The organism is Limosilactobacillus coleohominis (genome assembly GCF_016901675.1).
GTDB classification, from domain to species: domain Bacteria; phylum Bacillota; class Bacilli; order Lactobacillales; family Lactobacillaceae; genus Limosilactobacillus; species Limosilactobacillus intestinavium.
Window position 1 is genome coordinate 23795 of record NZ_JACJKU010000004.1, and the last position, 17788, is coordinate 41582.

A 17788-nucleotide genomic window follows, 5' to 3' on the forward strand; every position below is an offset into this window, starting at 1 on the left:
TTTTTTTATCTTCATCTAGTTGAACTTCTTTGTTCAAAACTACTTATGATCTTTTTCTACTAAGTCGACTAATTCCTAATAAACTTGTAAGACTAGCGAACATCAATCCCACAAGAGAAGTAATTACTGACGAATCATTACCCGTTTGTGGCAATTGTTGTGATTGTGGTTGCTTTTGTGAGTTAATGTCTAAGTGACTCAGACTAGTGTTACTTAATCTATTGTTGGCATTGTTAGTTGTAGTGTTGGTTTGGTTAACATTACCTGAGTTGGAAGATGAACCATTAGTTGGATGATTTTCACCTGGTTGATTAGTGCCAGGGTTGGTTTGATAGTAGATATCAATCGTGGCGTTAGAAGTTTCACTAGTAACATCAACTGCAGGAATTACATTAGGAGTGGCAACGTAGCCGTCCACATTTGGTACTTGGGAATCAGGCCACTGTGCGGTACTCCAAGAACTAAACGTGATACCAGTACATTGGTCATTTAGTTTGTAAGTTCTATTAATCGTGACTGCTTGTCGGTGCGTAACATCACGTCCATCAGGATAGTGGACAATAATGTCTCTGATGATGGTCATTGGTTCATTCATTACAGACGCGACACCTTGATTTGCAATGTTTTCTGTTAATAACGAGAAGTTATTAGCATTATTGTTAAAGGCCTTGGCAAGTGCAGCTTGAACATTGGATAATCCTTGTTGAGATAAAATCACCCGATATTGATTGTTGTTTAAACTGTCAGGATCTAGCATCAGATCACCTTGTTGGAAGGTGTATGAGAAGTCAGGACTAATTTCATCAAAGGGGCGAGCATTAGGATCCATCCCGCTAAATGAAATTTGGTATTTACTTGGATCTAATATTGGGTTATCTGCTGTAAGAGTTTGGTTGCCGGTGATGGTTGCTTCCATGTTATACGGGTTAATGGTGTAAGTTCCATATCCAAACTGAAGTGGGTCATATTCACCAATGTCAATGTTTTGCATAATATCCCATACTGCAAAGAATTGGAAAGGACCACCATCTTTAGAAACCCAGAAGTTTTTACCAGCCACGATGTTGTCGTACCCTTGCTTACTAAGCCAAACCTTATATGTTCCGGCGTCGACAGGGGTTGAAATTGGGGTTCCATTATCGTCACCGAAGTAAAGGTCATCTGGCGATGTTGGCAGGTAGACCACATCGTAAGTGCCGGTAGCTAATTGGATTTGAATTGACACATGGTAGTGGATATTGTTCAAGTTAATATCGCTATTTGCATTGGTAACCTTTGATGGGGATTTGACATCAACAAAAGATGATGAATCTTGACTAATTTCTGTTGTATCTTGATCTGACATAGTCCCCGATTCTGGAACCATAGGTTGTTGATTAATCGTGGTTGCCGGCTGCGTCTTTTCATCGGAATCATTTGATTGGCTATTGATGTCCGTTACAGACGACTGACTTTCCATATTAAATGGGGAAGATTGATCAGTCTTTAAGGTATTAGACGGCGCTAATTGACTGGTAGTAGTTTCTGAACTAGTTACCGTGTCGGCATGGCCAGTGATATCTCCATAATAGCCGAGTGCAAACGCAGTGGTAGCACAGGCAATTAACCAGTGCGCATTTTTACCATTAAGTTTAAAATGTGAAGACATAATTAATCCTCCTTTTCTGAAATAAGTTGCATAGTTTTGTAACATAATTGTAACATTTTTCGCAAGCAAAGTTAGGTTTTAGTAAAAATATAAAAAAATAATAAATAATTTCAACAAATTTTTTATTAAAAATAAATAATTTGCAGCATATGAAGTTAGCAAAAAAATTACAATAATAAATGCAAAACGTTTGACAATGAACATTCAGCAGAGTAAATTATTATCTTGTAATCACATTCACAAGAGAGAAGGAATGATTTATGGACGAGCAAGCGCCAGTCCAAGGTAAGATTGAAGCGCGGACAATTTCTCTAATGGCGAGTTGGGAATTCTTTGCGTTTTCTATTGTAATTAACTCGATGGGAAACGTTTTAACGCTAGTTACTAGTTCCCATGTTCATCCCCAATTTTTAGGTTCTGCATACTGGACCGCGGCAGAAAATAACTTAGGGATTGCTGTATTAGGCAACAATTCTTTAACGTTGTTCTGGGCGTTTATGATTTTGGGTATGTTAACGTCAGTTTTAAACGCCATTTTGATGCATAAATGGGACTGGAAACGAATTGCAGGTAATTTTGTTTTCATGCTACCATTTTCAATCTTTATTCAATGGTTCTCAGATATTTTTAACCGAATTATGCCTGACGCAACAACGTTACCAATGGTGATTTTGTACGTTGGCATTAACTTCTTAGGGGTTGCCTTTATTGGTATTGCAATCTCAATCTATCAACGAGTAAATTTGGTTTTGCATCCTGCTGATGACTTATACCAAATCATTCGTTTTCGTTATTGTCACGGAAATGCATCAATCTCGATGTGGATGTCATATATTCCACCAACAATTATGGCGATCATTGCTGCTGTAATGCAGGGAGGAATATACAACTTTGGTTTAGGAACCTTATTTGCTTTATTGTTCCAAGGAGCAATTACCGGATGGGCAGACCGTCATATTTTCCCTAAGCTAAAGCATCAGGCACTAGATATTGGTAATTAAAAAGGAGAGATAATTATGGCATTTAACAAGAGTTTAGCTGGATACTTCGATGACCTTCAACATATTGGTATTCCTACTGATGATATGGAGAAGACCGTTGCTTTCTGGGAAAAACTAGGATTTAAAAAACTCGGCGAATTCGATACAGATGACAATGGTAATGAAGTAGTTTTCATGCACTATAATCATCTCACTTTAGAAATTTGGACAGGCGATGGCGCAGTACGTAAGACTGGTGCAATCAACCACATCTCTTTAAACACTAAAGATGCGGATGCTGCATTTAAGGCTGCCAAGGCTGAAGGGTTCAAGCTAAAGGATTCTGAAGTGCAACACTTAGACTTTTGGGATAAGGGAATCAAATTCTTCAACATTGAAGGACCAAATGCAGAAACAATTGAATTTTGCGAAATTGTCAAGTAAAAGTGACGTTAAAAAAATTAGTATTAAAGGAATCGTAACCACTAAGGGAAACGATTCTTTTTTAATAATTTGAACAATTTGGGATAATTGTAAAAAACGGTTTTAAAAAGCTGAAGCGCACGATATAATACAGTTGGAATTTAATGAAAGGGGTTACACATGATGGCAAATGTTGTAGTTTCGTTCTTATATTTATTCGTATTTATCGTATTATTCTTAGGCATGGCGGTTTATTATCGGCACCCGTTAATTCACCGTTATGAAAGGTAACAAGTGCAATTATTTATTGAAGGGTAATGGAGATTTCCATTACCCATTTTTTTGTTAAAAATTTGGTTAGATCAAATAAAATTTCTAAAATCAATTGCAATTGCTAATGAATTGGTATAGTATTTTAAACATTGATTGAAGTATACCATTTAATCAATTACAAAAACACAGTGCCTAATATAGGCATTAACTATATAAATACCAATTTATGTATATTTTGATAAAAATAACTATACCTTTAAATTATCAATCCACACACAAATAACACGACACTGTCGTAATGAGGTGAAATAGTTTATGAGTAATCAAAATATGGAAGCAGTTACTGCTTTAAAAATGTTAAGTTCAGATATGATCAATCGTGCGCAAAGCGGCCACCCAGGGATCGCTTTAGATGCTGCGCCAATGGCTTATACATTGTATGAAAAGGTCATGAATTTTAATCCGGAAGATCCACAATGGATGAATCGTGATCGCTTTGTACTATCTTCAGGGCATGCGTCAGCATTGCTATACAGTCTTTTATACTTTAACCATTTTGATTTGAGCATTGATGATTTGAAAGAATTTCGTCAACTAGGCTCCAAAACACCTGGTCACCCAGAATATGGAGTGACTGCAGGCGTGGATGCAACAACTGGGCCACTTTCTCAAGGGATTGCAATGGCAGTTGGAATTGCAATGGCAGAAAAACATTTAGCTGCTGTTTACAATAAGCCTGGATATCCTGTTATTGATCACTATACCTACACTTTGCTTGGTGACGGTGATTTAATGGAAGGGTTAAGCGAAGAAGCAATCAACATCGCAGGACAACATCACTTAGGCAAGTTAATTGCCCTATATGATTCCAACGACGTTTCTTTAGATGGACCACTAAGCTTTAGTACTAGTGAGGATGTTAAGCAACGTTTGGAAGCTGCCGGATGGGATTATCAAATTGTTAAAGATGGAAATAACGACTTGGCTGGAATTCAAGCAGCACTTGAAAATGCTAAGGCTTCTGATAAGCCATCTATCATTGAAGTTAAAACGACAATTGGAATAGGAACTAAGGAAGCCGGGACTAACAAAATCCATGGTGCAGCGTTGACAGACGATCAAGTTGCTCAATTGCGTGACTATTATCAATGGAATTACGCACCATTTGTATTTCCTGAATCTGTATATGAAACATTTGATAAAGCCGTTGACCAGAAGATTAGCAATTATGATCAATGGCAATCTATGATGAAAAATTATCAGACCAATTATCCAGTTGAGTATCGTCAACTTTACAGTGATCATTTAGATACAGAAGGGGTTTCTACTCATTACCAACCAGGTGATGAAGTTGCGACAAGAAATGTCTGTGCTGAAGTATTAGCAGAATTAGCTAAAAAGAATCCACAATTATGGACAGGAGCAGCAGATTTATTTGCCTCAACTAAAACCAATTTAAAAGATACTGATCGTTTCTCAGCTACTAATCCTGCTGGACGAAATGTCTACTTTGGAGTTCGTGAATTCGGAATGGCTGCCGCAACTAACGGTATGAATTTACATAAGGGCAATCGAGCTTTGTGTAGCACTTTCCTGACGTTCACTGACTATATGCGCTCAGCAATTCGTTCTGCAGCGTTAATGCACTTACCTTCAATTTTTGTTGGTTCACACGACTCAATTGCAGTTGGTGAAGATGGTCCAACGCATGAACCAATTGAACATGTTGCTAGTTACCGTGCAATGCCAAATGTTAATGTTATTCGCCCTGCGGATGCTAATGAAATGTTGGCCAGTTGGCAGGTCATTGCCCATACTACAGATCGTCCAACAGTATTAGTTACTAGTCGACAAAAACTTCCAGTATTAGACGAAACCGTTGGCGCATTAGTCAACCGTGGTGGCTATATTTTGAAAGATGCTGCTGATGGTGACTTAGATATGATTATTATGGCTTCTGGTTCTGAGGTTCATTTGGCACTAGAAGTACAAGATCAATTAGCTCAAAAGGGGTTAAACGTACGAGTGGTTTCAATGCCATGTATGGACTTGTTCAAGGAGCAACCAAAAGGTTACCGTGATAGCGTACTACCACCAGAAGTAACAAACCGGGTTGCCATTGAAATGGGTGCTAGTCAAAGCTGGTACGAATTTACGGGATTAGATGGGCATGTTTTTGGTATTGATACATTTGGAGCTAGTGGAAATGGTGATGAAGTGATTAAACACTTTGGTTTTACAGCTGACCAAATCGTTGATGCGCTTAATTCTGAAACTAAACAAGTAACAATGTAATTGAAAATTTAAATATTTAACGCAACTAATTATAAGAAGCAAGACACTGATATAGAAAAGGTGCCTTGCTTTTTTTGTATATTTAGTAACTGTTATGACGAGTTTCCGGTATGGGGTTAATTATCGTTAACAGGGATTGACTAATAACTTGAATCTAAGTAGATGATAATGGAATTATTGTGTATATTTGAACAATAATGTCCGTAGCAATGGACACTTATTTATCATCAGTTTGTCACTTAATTGATAAAATTAAAATAAGGAGGGAGGATGATGACAAAAAGTAGTGACAAAATTATAAATACCTTAGCGAAATATGATCGTTTTGTCACGTCGCAAGAGTTGGCACAGATTATTGGCGTCTCCACTAAAACCATCTATCGTTCTGTGAATGAAATTAACCAAGAGTATGGATCCCCGATTATCAAGTCAGAGCGGGGAAAGGGTTATGTTTTAGATTATGGTAAATACTTAAAGTTGAGTGGTCAGACACACGAAGAAGCAAATTTGATGGTTAAATCTCCGTTAGAACGGCGCAATGAAGTTTTAACAACATTGCTATTTAATGCTCCTCTAGCAGTAAATATTAACGATATTTATGAGAAGTACTATGTTAGTGCTGAATTAATCCGACAGGACCTAGTGGCGATTAGCAAAATTCTTAATAAAAATAAGCTAACGCTGAAAAGAAACGGTAATTATGTTGCAGTAAAAGGTAAAGAGCAATTAATTCGGAGAGCTATTAATAATGCTTTAGTGCAAAGCAAAGCCATGAATACCGAAAGTATCAATGACTTTGCAAGTGAATTTGAAGATTTGAGCAATTACGATAATCAATTTCTGACAACCCAAATTGCTTGGATTCAAAAATCGTTGAACACCACTATTCCTTATCCGTATAATGTTAATATTTTTTCACATTTGTATGTATTAATTAAACGGTTTAGAAACGGCAAGGTGGTTAGTGACAATAATCAAATAGTTCGAGACGAAAAATATCGTCAATTGCGAGAAGATAACGCTAAATTTTGGAAAATTAGCAATGATGTCATTCAAAATACTGCCGATTATATTCATCGGAATATTCCTGAAATCGAAAGCTATTATTTATTAGAATATTTAATTTCAATGCGTTATAACCATGATTTCGAAATGGATGACAGTATTTCTTCAGAAGCAAGTCGATTAGCAGATTACTATATTAATGGTTTTGGTCTTAATAGTAATGATCCAAAGGTAAAGGCCTTAAAAAGTGACTTAATTAGTCATATTCGCCCCATGTATAACCGTCTGAACAACCAAATTGTGATTGCTAATAAGTTATTAGATGATATTAAATCTGAATACTATGAATTATTTAGCCATTTAAAAAAGCTCAGCGCGGAAGCCTACAATAATAAATTACTTCCATGGAACATTAGTGATGATGAAATTGGCTTTTTAACATTGTATTTTGCTAAGTACTTTGAAGAAACTAGCTTAAGGAAAAAAGTGTTGGTAATGTGTGCTAGCGGTGTTGGAACTTCGAAATTGTTATACGCAAAAATCCACCGAAATTTTCCTGATTTAGACTTAGTTGGTATGACCTCTAAAAATGATTATGAACGTCATTATGGTATGTATGCCAATGTTGATTTAATAGTATCAACGATTCCGGTGGTTCCAAAGAATAACGAGCAGGTCATTTTATCCAGTGCAATGTTCAACACTCAAGATAAGAACAGACTGAGCAGGTATCTTAATGAAAATAACATTAATGAAGTTAAATAATATTGCTAACTATGATGAATGGTTAAAAGTAACAATTGATAGTTTAAGTCTATCTCGGGAACTAAGTGCAAATGTATTATTGCTACTTCAACAAAGAGATCAGTTGGGAAGTGTTCAAATTGATGAACATGTAATCATGCCGCATGTTGTTTATGATCGTCTTCCCAATAGTCGGCTTATTGTTAGTCAGTTAAGTGAACCTATTCATTACCGAGCCACTAAAGATATTACAACAGGTATTTATATTTTTTCTCGCCCTGATGATTCATCAATTTCTAAGGCAGTTGATTGCTTAACCGATGAATCAGTTATCCAAGCCCTTCAGAATTCAGAATTGTCGAATCAACAATTACTGAAATTATTTTCTTAGAATAGGAGAGAACGAGATGCTTTTTGATAAAAAAGTGATTCTTTTTGATCAGGATGCTTCAAGCAATACGGATGCATTGACTCAATTGGCCAATCATCTGCATGATGCAGGAGTGGTTACTTCTGAATACAAAGATGCTATTTTGAAGCGAGAGGCAAGCTTTTCAACCGGTTTAATGACACAAACCATCGGTGTTGCAATTCCCCATTGTGATCCCGATAAAGTGGTTGAACCACAAATTGGATTTATGCGTTTGAAAGAACCTGTGACATTCCATCAAATGGGTGATAACGCAGAAATTCAAGTGAAAGTATTGTTCATGCTGGCGTTAAAGAAGTCAGATGACCAACTGACGATGTTACAAAAATTAATGGCACTGTTCCAAAACCAGGAAGCAATGGATGCAGTTCAAAAAGTAACGTCAGTTGATGAATTTATTGATTTAATGAAACAAAACGAGATTGTTAAGTAATATATAGGAGGAATTATAATGAGCGCGATAAGTGCAGGATTGCAATGGTTTGTTAACCTTGGGGCTAGTGTTATGCTCCCAATCCTTTTATTCATCTTTGCTTTAATTTTACGAATTAAACCAGGAAAGGCCTTTAAAGCAGGTTTAACTGTTGGGATCGGTTTTATTGGTTTGAACTTGATTATTACGTTATTAACTAAAAACCTTGGACCAGCTTCCCATGCCATGGTTAAGAACTTCGGGTTACACCTATCTACTTTGGATATTGGATGGCCTGCTGGATCTGCCGTTGCTTATGGAACTGTGTTAGGAAGTTTGGCTATTCCAGTTGGTGTTATTACCAACGTTATTTTGTTGCTAGTTGGTTTAACTAAGACATTAGACGTTGACGTTTGGAATTACTGGCACATTGCATTTACTGGGTCAATTGTTTATGCAATTACTCATAACTTTGCACTAGGGATTTTCACGATGGTTGTTCACATCATGATTATTTACCTATTGGCAGATATGTCAGCACCATACATTCAAAAACAATATGGATTGCCAGGCATTTCATTCCCACAAGGGGCATCTGCACCGGGCTATTTACTTGCTCTACCACTAAACTGGTTAATGGACCGGATCCCTGGTATCAATAAGATTAAGATCACCCCAAAGACTGTTCAAAAACGTTTGGGTGTTTTCGGTGATGCTTCTGTAATGGGATTAATTATCGGGATTGTAATTGGTTTGCTTGCTAAGTACTCATTTGCCAAGACTTTACGTTTAGGTGTAACTACAGCGGCCGTTTTAGTATTAATGCCACGAATGGTTTCACTTTTGATGGAAGGATTGACACCAATTTCTGAAGGTGCTAATGACTTTGTTAAGAAGCACTTCCCTGGTCGGAACCTCTATATTGGTATGGACAGTGCATTAGCCGCTGGTAACGAAACTGTGCTTTCGTCAGCATTGATCTTAGTACCAATTACTTTGCTGATTGCCGTTATCCTTCCAGGTAACAGCACGTTACCATTCGGTGACCTTGCCACAATTCCATATATGATTGCGATTATGGCTGCCGTATTCCGTGGTGACATTTTCAGAACATTAGTTGGTGGAATTGTTGATATTATTATCACCTTGTACATTGCTTCATGGGTTGCTCCATTTGTTACTGCTTCTGCTAAAGCAGCACACTTTGGTCTTCAAGGTTCTAGTTCCATTACCGTTTTAAGTGATGGTGGTGTTTGGACTACCTGGTTGATCATTGGCCTTGGGAAGTTAATGACCTGGGGTGGTATCGGTTTGATTGGTGTTGTAACATTAGCTTTGATGATTTGGTTCAATAAATTTCACAAGGCTAAGGATGCAACTGCAGAAAAATAGAAAAGGAGACTACTAAATTATGAAGACTTTAATGGTTGTTTGTGGTAGTGGAATTGCTACTTCTACTGTTGTTGAGGGTAAAATTCGTGATTTCTTAGATTCAAAGGGAGTACTCGACAAGGTTAAGATGTATAAAGGCAATATTGCTGAACAAATTAACCACATCGATGAATATGATGCATTTGTAAGTACCACGGTTGTTCCTGACGATGTTAAAGATAAAGTGATTAGTGGTTTGCCAGTTCTAACTGGTGTTGGTGCTGATAAAGTTTATGACGAAATCTTAAACAAGTTAGGCTTAAACTAATTATTACGTCAAAAGGGACCTTTACAGTCATGTAAAGATCCCTTTTTGATTAATTAATCTTCAGGAGTTGACAGATTTACTTATCACAGAGAATTATGAGATTGAAATTACCTCATACCCTTTTAAAACTGGAAGCTCAATGTCAATGTAGTTGTCATGTTGATTAAATGTTAGCTCTTGGCCGCTTCTCAATGCTTTAACGTGATTAATTGGTTGAGAATCGACTTTAACTGAAATTAAAAGATCATGCACCTGGGGAAATGTTTCAGGAATTGACCGTGAAAAGGGTTTGTACGTTATTAAGCCATCTGGTGTTCCATATGAAGATATGAAGCCAGAAGACATGGTTGTTGTGAACTTAAAGGGTGAAGTTGTTGAAGGAAACTACAATCCTTCTTCTGACACTCCTACTCACACTTACCTTTACAACCACTTCCCTAAGATTGGTGGGATTGTTCATACTCACTCACCTTGGGCCGTTTCATTTGCTGCCGCACACATGGACATTCCAGCATTAAACACTACCCATGCTGATACTTTCTACAATGATATTCCAGCAGCTGACGCCTTAACTAAACAAGAAATTGAAGAAGATTATGAAGGCAACACTGGTAAGGTGATTGTTCGGACATTCAAAGAGCGGGGCTTAGATTATGAAGCAACTCCTGCCGCCCTTGTAATGCAACACGGACCATTTGCATGGGGCCCAACACCTGATAAAGCTGTTTACAATGCCAAGGTATTGGAAGTTGTTGCTGAAGAAGACTACCACTCAATGCAATTAACTCGTGCTAACCTTGAATTACCACAATACTTATTGGATAAGCACTACTACAGAAAACATGGTGCTAATGCTTACTATGGTCAAAATAATGCCCATTCTAAGGACCATGCAAAACACGCCGAAGACTAATAGAATATGAAAAGAAGTGTGAAACTTCTTTTCTTTTTATCAAATTTTGAAAGCGTTTATCATTTGCTCTAGTATTAGTCTTACGAACGATCTATAATCTTTATATGTTAACTTTATAAATGAAAAGGGGAAACATCATGTCAAAAGACGTAAAAGGAATTGCTGCTAGTGATGGAATTGGAATTGCACCAGCGTACCTATTAATCGATCCTGATCTTTCTTATGACAAGGATAAAAAAGTTGAAGATACAGATGCTGAATACGCACGTGTTGAAAAAGCATTTAATGACTCAATTGATGAATTACAAAAGATCAAGGAAAATGCTAAGGGACGTTTAGGCGATGAAGAACTTGAAGTCTTTGATGCTCACATTGCAATCCTTTCTGACCCAGAAATGCTTGGTCAAATCAAGGATGACATCAACAATAACAAGACTAGCGCTGAAGCTGCCGTTGACAAAGTAACTACTAACTTCGCCGACATGTTAGCTGCAATGACAGACAACAAATACATGCAAGAACGTGCAGCGGACGTTAAGGATGTTGCTAAGCGTGCAATGAGTCACTTATTAGGAAAGCAATTGCCAAACATTGCTGGTATTGATAAGCCAGTGGTAATTGTTGCAAAGGAAATCACACCTTCTGATACTTCACAGATGGATGCCAAGTTTGTTAAGGGAATTGTCACTGACTTAGGTGGTCGGACTAGCCATGCTGCCATTATGTCCCGGACTTTACGGATTCCAGCAGTTGTTGGTTCAGAAAACATTACTGAAAATGCTCAAAATGGTCAAAACGTGATTGTTGACGGTTTGCACGGTGATATTATTGTGGATCCATCTGATGACCAAATTAAGGACTACCAAGCTAAGGCCGATGCTTTTGAAAAAGAACGTGCTGAATGGGCTAAATTGGTTGATGCACCTTCAGTATCCAAGGATGGTAAGCACTTTGAAATTGCTGCTAACATTGGTACTCCAGATGACGTTGATGATGCCATGAAGCAAGGTGCCGATGGTGTTGGATTATTCCGTTCAGAATTCTTATACATGGGTTCTGACCACATGCCAACTGAAGACGAACAATTTGAAGCCTACAAGAAGGCTATCGTTGGCATGAAAGGTAAGCCAGTGGTTGTGCGGACCCTTGATATTGGTGGTGACAAGCCATTAGATTACATGCCATTACCAGATGAAATGAACCCATTCTTAGGTTACCGGGCAATTCGGATTTGCTTAGATCGCCCAGAAATTTTCAAGACTCAATTACGAGCTTTGATTCGTGCTTCTGAATTTGGCCCACTGTCAATTATGTTCCCAATGATCGGAACATTGGCAGAATTACGTCAAGCTAAGAAAATCTTTGCTGAATGCAAGGATGAATTGCAAAAGGATCACCCTGGCTTAGGTGATGACATTAAGCTTGGAATGATGATCGAAGTTCCTTTGGCCGCAATTAATGCTGATAAGATGGCAGCTGAAGTTGACTTCTTTAGTATTGGTACGAACGACTTGATCCAATACAACTTTGCTGCTGACCGTGGTAATGATGCTGTGTCATACCTTTACCAACCACTGAACCCAGCGTTCTTGGGCCTAATTAACCACGTTATTGCTGCTGCTCACCGTCACGGTACTAAAGCTGCAATGTGTGGTGAAATGGCTGGTGATGAATTAGCATTACCATTATTGATGGGAATGGGATTGGATGAATACTCAATGTCTGCTTCTTCAATTTTGCGTTCTCGTTCAATGATGAAGGATCTAGACACTAAGGATTGTGCTAAATTATCTGAAAAGGCAATGGAACTTGATACCAATGAAGAAGTTGCAGATTTGGTAAAGAAAGAATTGAATTTAGATTAATTGAGTCATTGATCTATCACAACTCTTGATAAATATTAATAGCCGCTAGCATTCTAATTAGTGAAAGCTAGCGGCTATTATTTATTATTGACTACATTTAGGAAATTTGATTTAGTGTTTAACTCGTGCAACGATCACATCACATTTGGCCATCCGGACAACATACCCAGTGGTAGAGCCTAACAACATTCGTTCAATACGTGAAGATCCGGTACTGCCAATGATAATGAGATCATTGTGATGATCCTTGATAAAATCACGAGAAATAACTAGTTTCGGGTTACCAAATCGAATGTGAATGTCAACTGATTCGACACCAGCATCTTTTGCTTGCTTTTCCAAATCTCGGAGACGTTTTTCGATAATTTGAACAAGCTCATGAGTTTTACCATCACTCATATCAGTCAAGGTGGCAAATCCTTCAGTTACTTGATTGATTTGCACAACGTTTAAAATGTCTAAGTGAGCATGATTATGAATGGCGGTTTGAATGGCGCGTTCCATCACGATAGGTGTTTGTTTTGAACCATCAATAGGCACTAAAATATTTTGGTATGTTCCATTTGCCATGATATAAAATTCCCTTTCTGTCTTTTCATCTATAATACCATGTAACGCCGTAAAAATTGAGCTTTTTGCTCCCAGATAGTAAAATGGAAAGGATTAAGTGAAGGGAATCAATTATGAAAAAACAAAACCATATTATTAAAATTATTGCTGTGACAGTAGTTACGTTATTGATCGCATTAGTGATTGAACTAACAATGTTTTCACAACACGGGATTGCCGTTATTAGTCAAGAATCAATAACCACTTTGGTATTGATGATTATAGTGGCAATCATTGTTACATTATTAGCAGTAGCTGATTGGCACTTTTCAAACTATGCGACTATTGCTGCAATGATGTATTATGGCATTATAAGCTTAGGTGGCTTACTGCAGGTTAAAGCAAAATCATCAGTAAGCGGATTATTGATTCAACTACTAGCGATCATCGGCATCGTACTATGTGTGTATGGAATTGTGCTAGGAGTTAAACAACGAGAATTATTTATGCAAAAAAAATATCGTGAAAAACGGCGGGGGATTAAATAATGCAGTTAACTTACGAAGAATATTTAGCTCAGTTAGAGAGTGATCATGTTCAAGTTACAACAACTAATACTACAACAGCAAAAATCCAAGAAGATGCAACCATCACTCAAGCCTTGAATTTTATGGCTGATCAGCTAGCTAGTGGTTATTTATGTCGGTATGAGTGGCAAGTTACGATGCCAGTAGGCGAAGCGTTAAGTGTCCGCTTAGAAACAAATCTTATTAATGTGCCGATGGCGGAAGCACCACGGTTAGATCCAAAGTTATTAACTCGTGATTCAAAATATCAGGTAAAAATTTACATGGTTGCAGAAGGTGATGACCTGAATAAATCGTCACTACGGATTGATGAGTTAGTTGCTGATACTGAAGCAGTCGATACTGCAGAAGCGGTTAACCATTTTAAAGAATGGGTAGCTGATCAACTTGCCATGACAGTTGAAAACCGGAAAGAAGCAGAATAAGTTTGAGTTTTATAATTAATAATGTTAAGATAAACATTGCGATGAGTCGAGAGGTCTGGTAGCAACCCAAATGGCTACCATATGACATTTCGAGTGGGACACGTTAACCTGCCGGATTGCAGGGTGTCCGGTTTAAATAGCAGTGGACAGCTAGTTAAACCTGAGATAGTATCAATACACAAAATCCGTTACCTTAGTGGTAACGGATTTTTTTATTTTACTAGATAAATTTGTTCATCAATTAAATCAAATGTTTTAAGGTATTGGTTAACCTTTTGGAGATCTTCAGGCTGAGACAGTTGAGCATTATTCCAGAAATCCTTTGAATCAGTAGCTCCATTCTGCTCACCAACTACCAAAAATTTAATATCTGGATAGTTTTTACGTAAATACTGTAAAACTTGCCAATCTTGGTCACCTTTATCAGGAGCCCATGACATAATTACATAATGCACTTCATTTCCATATTTATCAATTGCTGCGATAGCGTCTAGCTTTTCGATTGACGTTACCGGGTGTTTCCCAGTTTCGTTTTCAGTTACCCATTCCTGACTGTCCGTTGTATAGATAGTTTGATGGGGGTTATAGTTACGTAACCCTTTGGAAATATAACCATTGCCGGCCATAATTTCTAAAACGGGTGCACCATTGAGGTACTTACTTAATGCATTCGTGAATGAGGAGTTTGTGTATGACCACATTCCATAAGTATCTTCGAGATAATCGCGGAAATTACGTAACAATTCGTCTAATTTTGGCAGTGCAGCTGTATATTTATTCCATAGTTGATCACCTGTAGGGTCACCTTGCGGATATTTACTATTAATTTGTTTAAAAATGATATCTTGAGTATCATCTGGTAATAACATTTTAGGTAAAGGTTGCGGAAGCAATCCCGAACGTAATAATCGATCATTTAAAAGAGCATTATTGATAAGAAATTTAATCTTGGAAAAATCACTAAACAGTTCTCCATACTGTTCTAACTGTTGAATGTAAGATGATTTATGAACAACGGTGTGTTCTTTATGAAATTGCTTTTTGATTTTTTTAAGTTTTCTTGGATTCATAAAAGTACCCTTTAGTTAAAATGTAAATTCAATTCTTCTTGTTTTCCATAGAATTTGTCAGTATCCTTGCGGTGGTTCCGACCAGTTAAATAACCATCAATTAATTGAAAGATTTCGTAACGGTCTTCACTGGATAACCTGGTATGATTGAACGTTAAACTTTTACTGGAGAAGAAAAGTTTAGCAAGATCATAGTCATCGTGATCTTCTTTACCTGTCAGATAATCCAAACTCACATCAAAAAACTCTGCTAATTTTTTGGCTTCAATGTATGATGGGGTGCGAATTCCGCGTTCCCAATTACCAATTTGTGAAGCAGTATTGGGCCGTTCATTAGGACCAAGATGGCGATTTAATTCAGTTGCTAATTGTTTTAAAGTGATTTTTTGACCACGACGTAATGCCCGGAGACGTTCAGGAAACATACATACTCCCCCTTTAGATAACTAACTTCTATTTTACCATTGAACCACGGAACGTGGAAAAGGGCTGGTGCAATTTTTTGCAAAATGCGCTAAAATGAACGCTATTATTGGGACAAGGGAGAAAATTATGAGACAAGGAAACAGCCATCGACGTAACATTTGGAAATGGTTTGCTTGGATATGTGCAATTCTATTAATATTATGGGTAGCTGCCGGGTTATACTTTTTTAAGGTGGGGATGGTTCCCGGTCATAAATCGTTTATCCGCAGTAATACTCAAACGTTAAAGAAGTCTGATCCTTTATACCATCAAAAGAAATGGTTTAAGAATACGCCTAAGCAGACTTGGAAAATAACGTCAGCTAGCAAGAATTATCGTTTAGTAGCCGATTATATTCCTGCTAGTCATCCATCAAATAAAAGTGTCTTAATTTGCCATGGCTTCATGAACAATAAGGAGACCATGGGAGCTTATGCAGGAATGTTTCACCAAATGGGATATAACGTATTGTTACCAGACGCACGGGCGCATGGTCAAAGCCAGGGACGATATATCGGTTATGGCTGGCCAGAACGTTATGATGCCCGAAAATGGATTGAACAGCTGATTAAGAAAAACGGTCAGGATAGTCAAATTGTAATGTTCGGGGTCAGCATGGGCGGTGCGACGACGATGATGACTAGTGGGATTCAATTACCGCACCAAGTGAAGGCGTTTGTAGAGGATTGTGGCTATACTAGTTTAGCGGATGAACTTGATCATGAAGCTCGTTATATGTATCATATGCCACCTATTATTGCCAAGCCTGCGGAAGCATCATTAAGCATTGTTAACCGGATTGCAAATGGTTTCTTTACGACGCAGGCAAGCTCGGTGGCTTCACTGCATCGTAATCACCGACCAATGCTCTTCATTCATGGAGCAGAGGATGATTTTGTGCCAACTCAAATGGTATATACAAACTACCATGCCACCAGGGGACCACGTCAATTGTGGATAGTACCAAAAGCTGCACATGCGAAATCATATCAAACGTCACCGCGACAATATCAACGCCATGTTCAAAAGTTTTTACAAAAGTATGTTCACTAATGAAATGAGGAGATAGATTTGGTAACAGTCAAGGAAATTGCTCAACGGGCTGGTTATTCTTCTGCTACTGTTTCACGGTTACTAAATGGTGATCCCACGTTATCTATCACTGACCAGACAAGAGATAAAATACTGGCAGTAGCGGATGTATTAGGTTACTGGGAAGATCATGAACGTCCATTAGGTGGTAAGGAGATTGCACTACTTTTTCGCGTAACAGAGCAGGAGCAACAAAATGATGTCTACTTTGCAACTTTAAATAAGGCAATTCGTAAAGTATTAAAGCAACGCCAATTGCACGTGAAAACTTATTCTGATACTGAAGAACTAATTGATAACGCAGACCATCATGAAGGTTTCATCTGTGTTGGAGCTAATCACCTTACAATGTCAGAATTATCACGGTTACATAAGGTCCTACCAGCGGGAGTGATTATTGATACCAATCCAGCTCCGCAATATTTCGACTCTGTTCAGCCAAACTTGTCACTGACAGTTCGCAATGCCTTCGTCCAATTGATTGAAAACGGATTTGAGAGAATCGGTTTCATTGGTGGACAAGGATTACAAATTGCCGATCGACCAATAATGGCAGATTCACGAACTGCCACTTTCAAAATTGTAGCAGAAGAGTATGGAATGAAATATGCACCAATATTTTCAAGCGGAGCGTTTACAGTCGAAAATGGACGACGGATTGGTCAACAAATTATTGAACGTTTTGGTAAAATCGGACTGCCTGATGCATTTATTTGTGCATCAGATACGATTACCGTGGGTGTATTGCAGGCGTTTAATGAGGGCGGGGTATTGGTCCCACGAGACACCTCCATTATCAGTATTAGGCAGATTGCAATAAATAAATTGAACACTTCATCGAAACATTTTTCGCATAAAGACTTCAATGGGTGATCGCCAGTTGAGACATTTAAGTGGCCGTGAGTTTAAGTCC

At 37.9% G+C, this 17788-nt stretch carries 16 protein-coding genes and 2 pseudogenes; 14 read left to right on the top strand and 4 right to left on the bottom strand.

Translation table 11 applies throughout. From position 1 onward, the window contains the following. Nucleotides 1-43 precede the first annotated feature (43 nt). Nucleotides 44-1648, bottom strand: a complete 1605-nt coding sequence (locus tag H5975_RS00765) for a mucin-binding protein (protein ID WP_204784477.1) — start codon at nucleotides 1646-1648, stop codon at nucleotides 44-46. A gap of 260 nt (nucleotides 1649-1908) precedes the next feature. On the opposite strand from H5975_RS00765, the gene H5975_RS00770 reads away from it, so the two are divergent. The 10 genes and pseudogenes from H5975_RS00770 to ptsP all read left to right on the top strand — a co-directional run bounded on the left by H5975_RS00770 (nucleotide 1909) and on the right by ptsP (nucleotide 12687). Further along, a complete protein-coding gene (locus H5975_RS00770) occupies nucleotides 1909-2649 on the top strand; it encodes a fructose permease (RefSeq protein ID WP_204784478.1) in 741 nt (246 codons plus the stop codon). Nucleotides 2650-2664: 15 nt separating this feature from the next. Continuing rightward, nucleotides 2665-3072, top strand: a complete 408-nt coding sequence (locus tag H5975_RS00775) for a VOC family protein (protein WP_178660655.1) — start codon at nucleotides 2665-2667, stop codon at nucleotides 3070-3072. 567 nt (nucleotides 3073-3639) lie between these two features. Beyond that, nucleotides 3640-5619, top strand: coding sequence for a transketolase (gene tkt / locus H5975_RS00780; protein ID WP_204784479.1), 1980 nt, complete (start codon nucleotides 3640-3642; stop codon nucleotides 5617-5619). A gap of 270 nt (nucleotides 5620-5889) precedes the next feature. Next, nucleotides 5890-7389: a BglG family transcription antiterminator gene (locus tag H5975_RS00785; RefSeq protein WP_204784480.1), complete on the top strand. Its 1500-nt coding sequence runs from the start codon at nucleotides 5890-5892 to the stop codon at nucleotides 7387-7389. After that, complete coding sequence (locus H5975_RS00790) at nucleotides 7361-7759, top strand: PTS sugar transporter subunit IIA (protein ID WP_204784481.1); 399 nt, start codon at nucleotides 7361-7363, stop codon at nucleotides 7757-7759. The genes H5975_RS00785 and H5975_RS00790 overlap by 29 nt, the downstream gene beginning before the upstream one ends. Before the next feature lie 16 nt (nucleotides 7760-7775). Beyond that, complete coding sequence (locus H5975_RS00795; RefSeq protein WP_204784482.1) at nucleotides 7776-8231, top strand: PTS sugar transporter subunit IIA; 456 nt, start codon at nucleotides 7776-7778, stop codon at nucleotides 8229-8231. An 18-nt stretch (nucleotides 8232-8249) separates the two neighbouring features. Further along, the gene (locus H5975_RS00800; RefSeq protein WP_178660644.1) at nucleotides 8250-9602 is read left to right on the top strand and encodes a PTS galactitol transporter subunit IIC; all 1353 of its coding nucleotides are present in this window, start codon (nucleotides 8250-8252) and stop codon (nucleotides 9600-9602) included. A 19-nt stretch (nucleotides 9603-9621) separates the two neighbouring features. After that, entirely contained in the window at nucleotides 9622-9909 is a 288-nt protein-coding gene (locus tag H5975_RS00805) for a PTS sugar transporter subunit IIB (RefSeq protein WP_204784483.1), read from the top strand. A gap of 244 nt (nucleotides 9910-10153) precedes the next feature. Further along, nucleotides 10154-10822: pseudogene (locus tag H5975_RS00810) on the top strand (L-ribulose-5-phosphate 4-epimerase); the annotation flags it as partial. 137 nt (nucleotides 10823-10959) lie between these two features. After that, nucleotides 10960-12687 carry a phosphoenolpyruvate--protein phosphotransferase gene (gene ptsP / locus H5975_RS00815; RefSeq protein ID WP_204784484.1) on the top strand — a complete coding sequence of 576 codons (1728 nt, stop codon included), beginning with the start codon at nucleotides 10960-10962 and terminating at the stop codon, nucleotides 12685-12687. Between the two features lie 111 nt (nucleotides 12688-12798). Here ptsP and H5975_RS00820 read toward each other — a convergent pair whose 3' ends face one another. Then, nucleotides 12799-13257: a universal stress protein gene (locus H5975_RS00820; RefSeq protein ID WP_204784485.1), complete on the bottom strand. Its 459-nt coding sequence runs from the start codon at nucleotides 13255-13257 to the stop codon at nucleotides 12799-12801. Between the two features lie 113 nt (nucleotides 13258-13370). Here H5975_RS00820 and H5975_RS00825 point away from each other — a divergent pair, with 113 nt between their 5' ends. Then, nucleotides 13371-13784 carry a hypothetical protein gene (locus H5975_RS00825; protein WP_178660614.1) on the top strand — a complete coding sequence of 138 codons (414 nt, stop codon included), beginning with the start codon at nucleotides 13371-13373 and terminating at the stop codon, nucleotides 13782-13784. Beyond that, nucleotides 13784-14248 carry a hypothetical protein gene (locus H5975_RS00830; RefSeq protein ID WP_204784486.1) on the top strand — a complete coding sequence of 155 codons (465 nt, stop codon included), beginning with the start codon at nucleotides 13784-13786 and terminating at the stop codon, nucleotides 14246-14248. Before H5975_RS00825 ends, H5975_RS00830 begins: the two co-directional genes overlap by 1 nt. Before the next feature lie 212 nt (nucleotides 14249-14460). Here the strand turns inward: H5975_RS00830 and H5975_RS00835 are convergent, their stop codons facing one another. Both H5975_RS00835 and H5975_RS00840 read right to left on the bottom strand, forming a co-directional pair. Next, nucleotides 14461-15318, bottom strand: coding sequence for an SAM-dependent methyltransferase (locus H5975_RS00835; RefSeq protein WP_204784487.1), 858 nt, complete (start codon nucleotides 15316-15318; stop codon nucleotides 14461-14463). Nucleotides 15319-15329: 11 nt separating this feature from the next. Beyond that, nucleotides 15330-15743 (bottom strand): helix-turn-helix domain-containing protein, encoded by a 414-nt coding sequence (locus H5975_RS00840; protein ID WP_204784488.1) that lies wholly within the window; start codon nucleotides 15741-15743, stop codon nucleotides 15330-15332. 127 nt (nucleotides 15744-15870) lie between these two features. Here H5975_RS00840 and H5975_RS00845 point away from each other — a divergent pair, with 127 nt between their 5' ends. Continuing rightward, entirely contained in the window at nucleotides 15871-16836 is a 966-nt protein-coding gene (locus H5975_RS00845; protein ID WP_204784489.1) for an alpha/beta hydrolase, read from the top strand. A gap of 18 nt (nucleotides 16837-16854) precedes the next feature. Further along, nucleotides 16855-17691, top strand: a pseudogene (locus H5975_RS00850) (LacI family DNA-binding transcriptional regulator); the annotation flags it as partial. Between the last annotated feature and the right edge of the window lie 97 nt (nucleotides 17692-17788).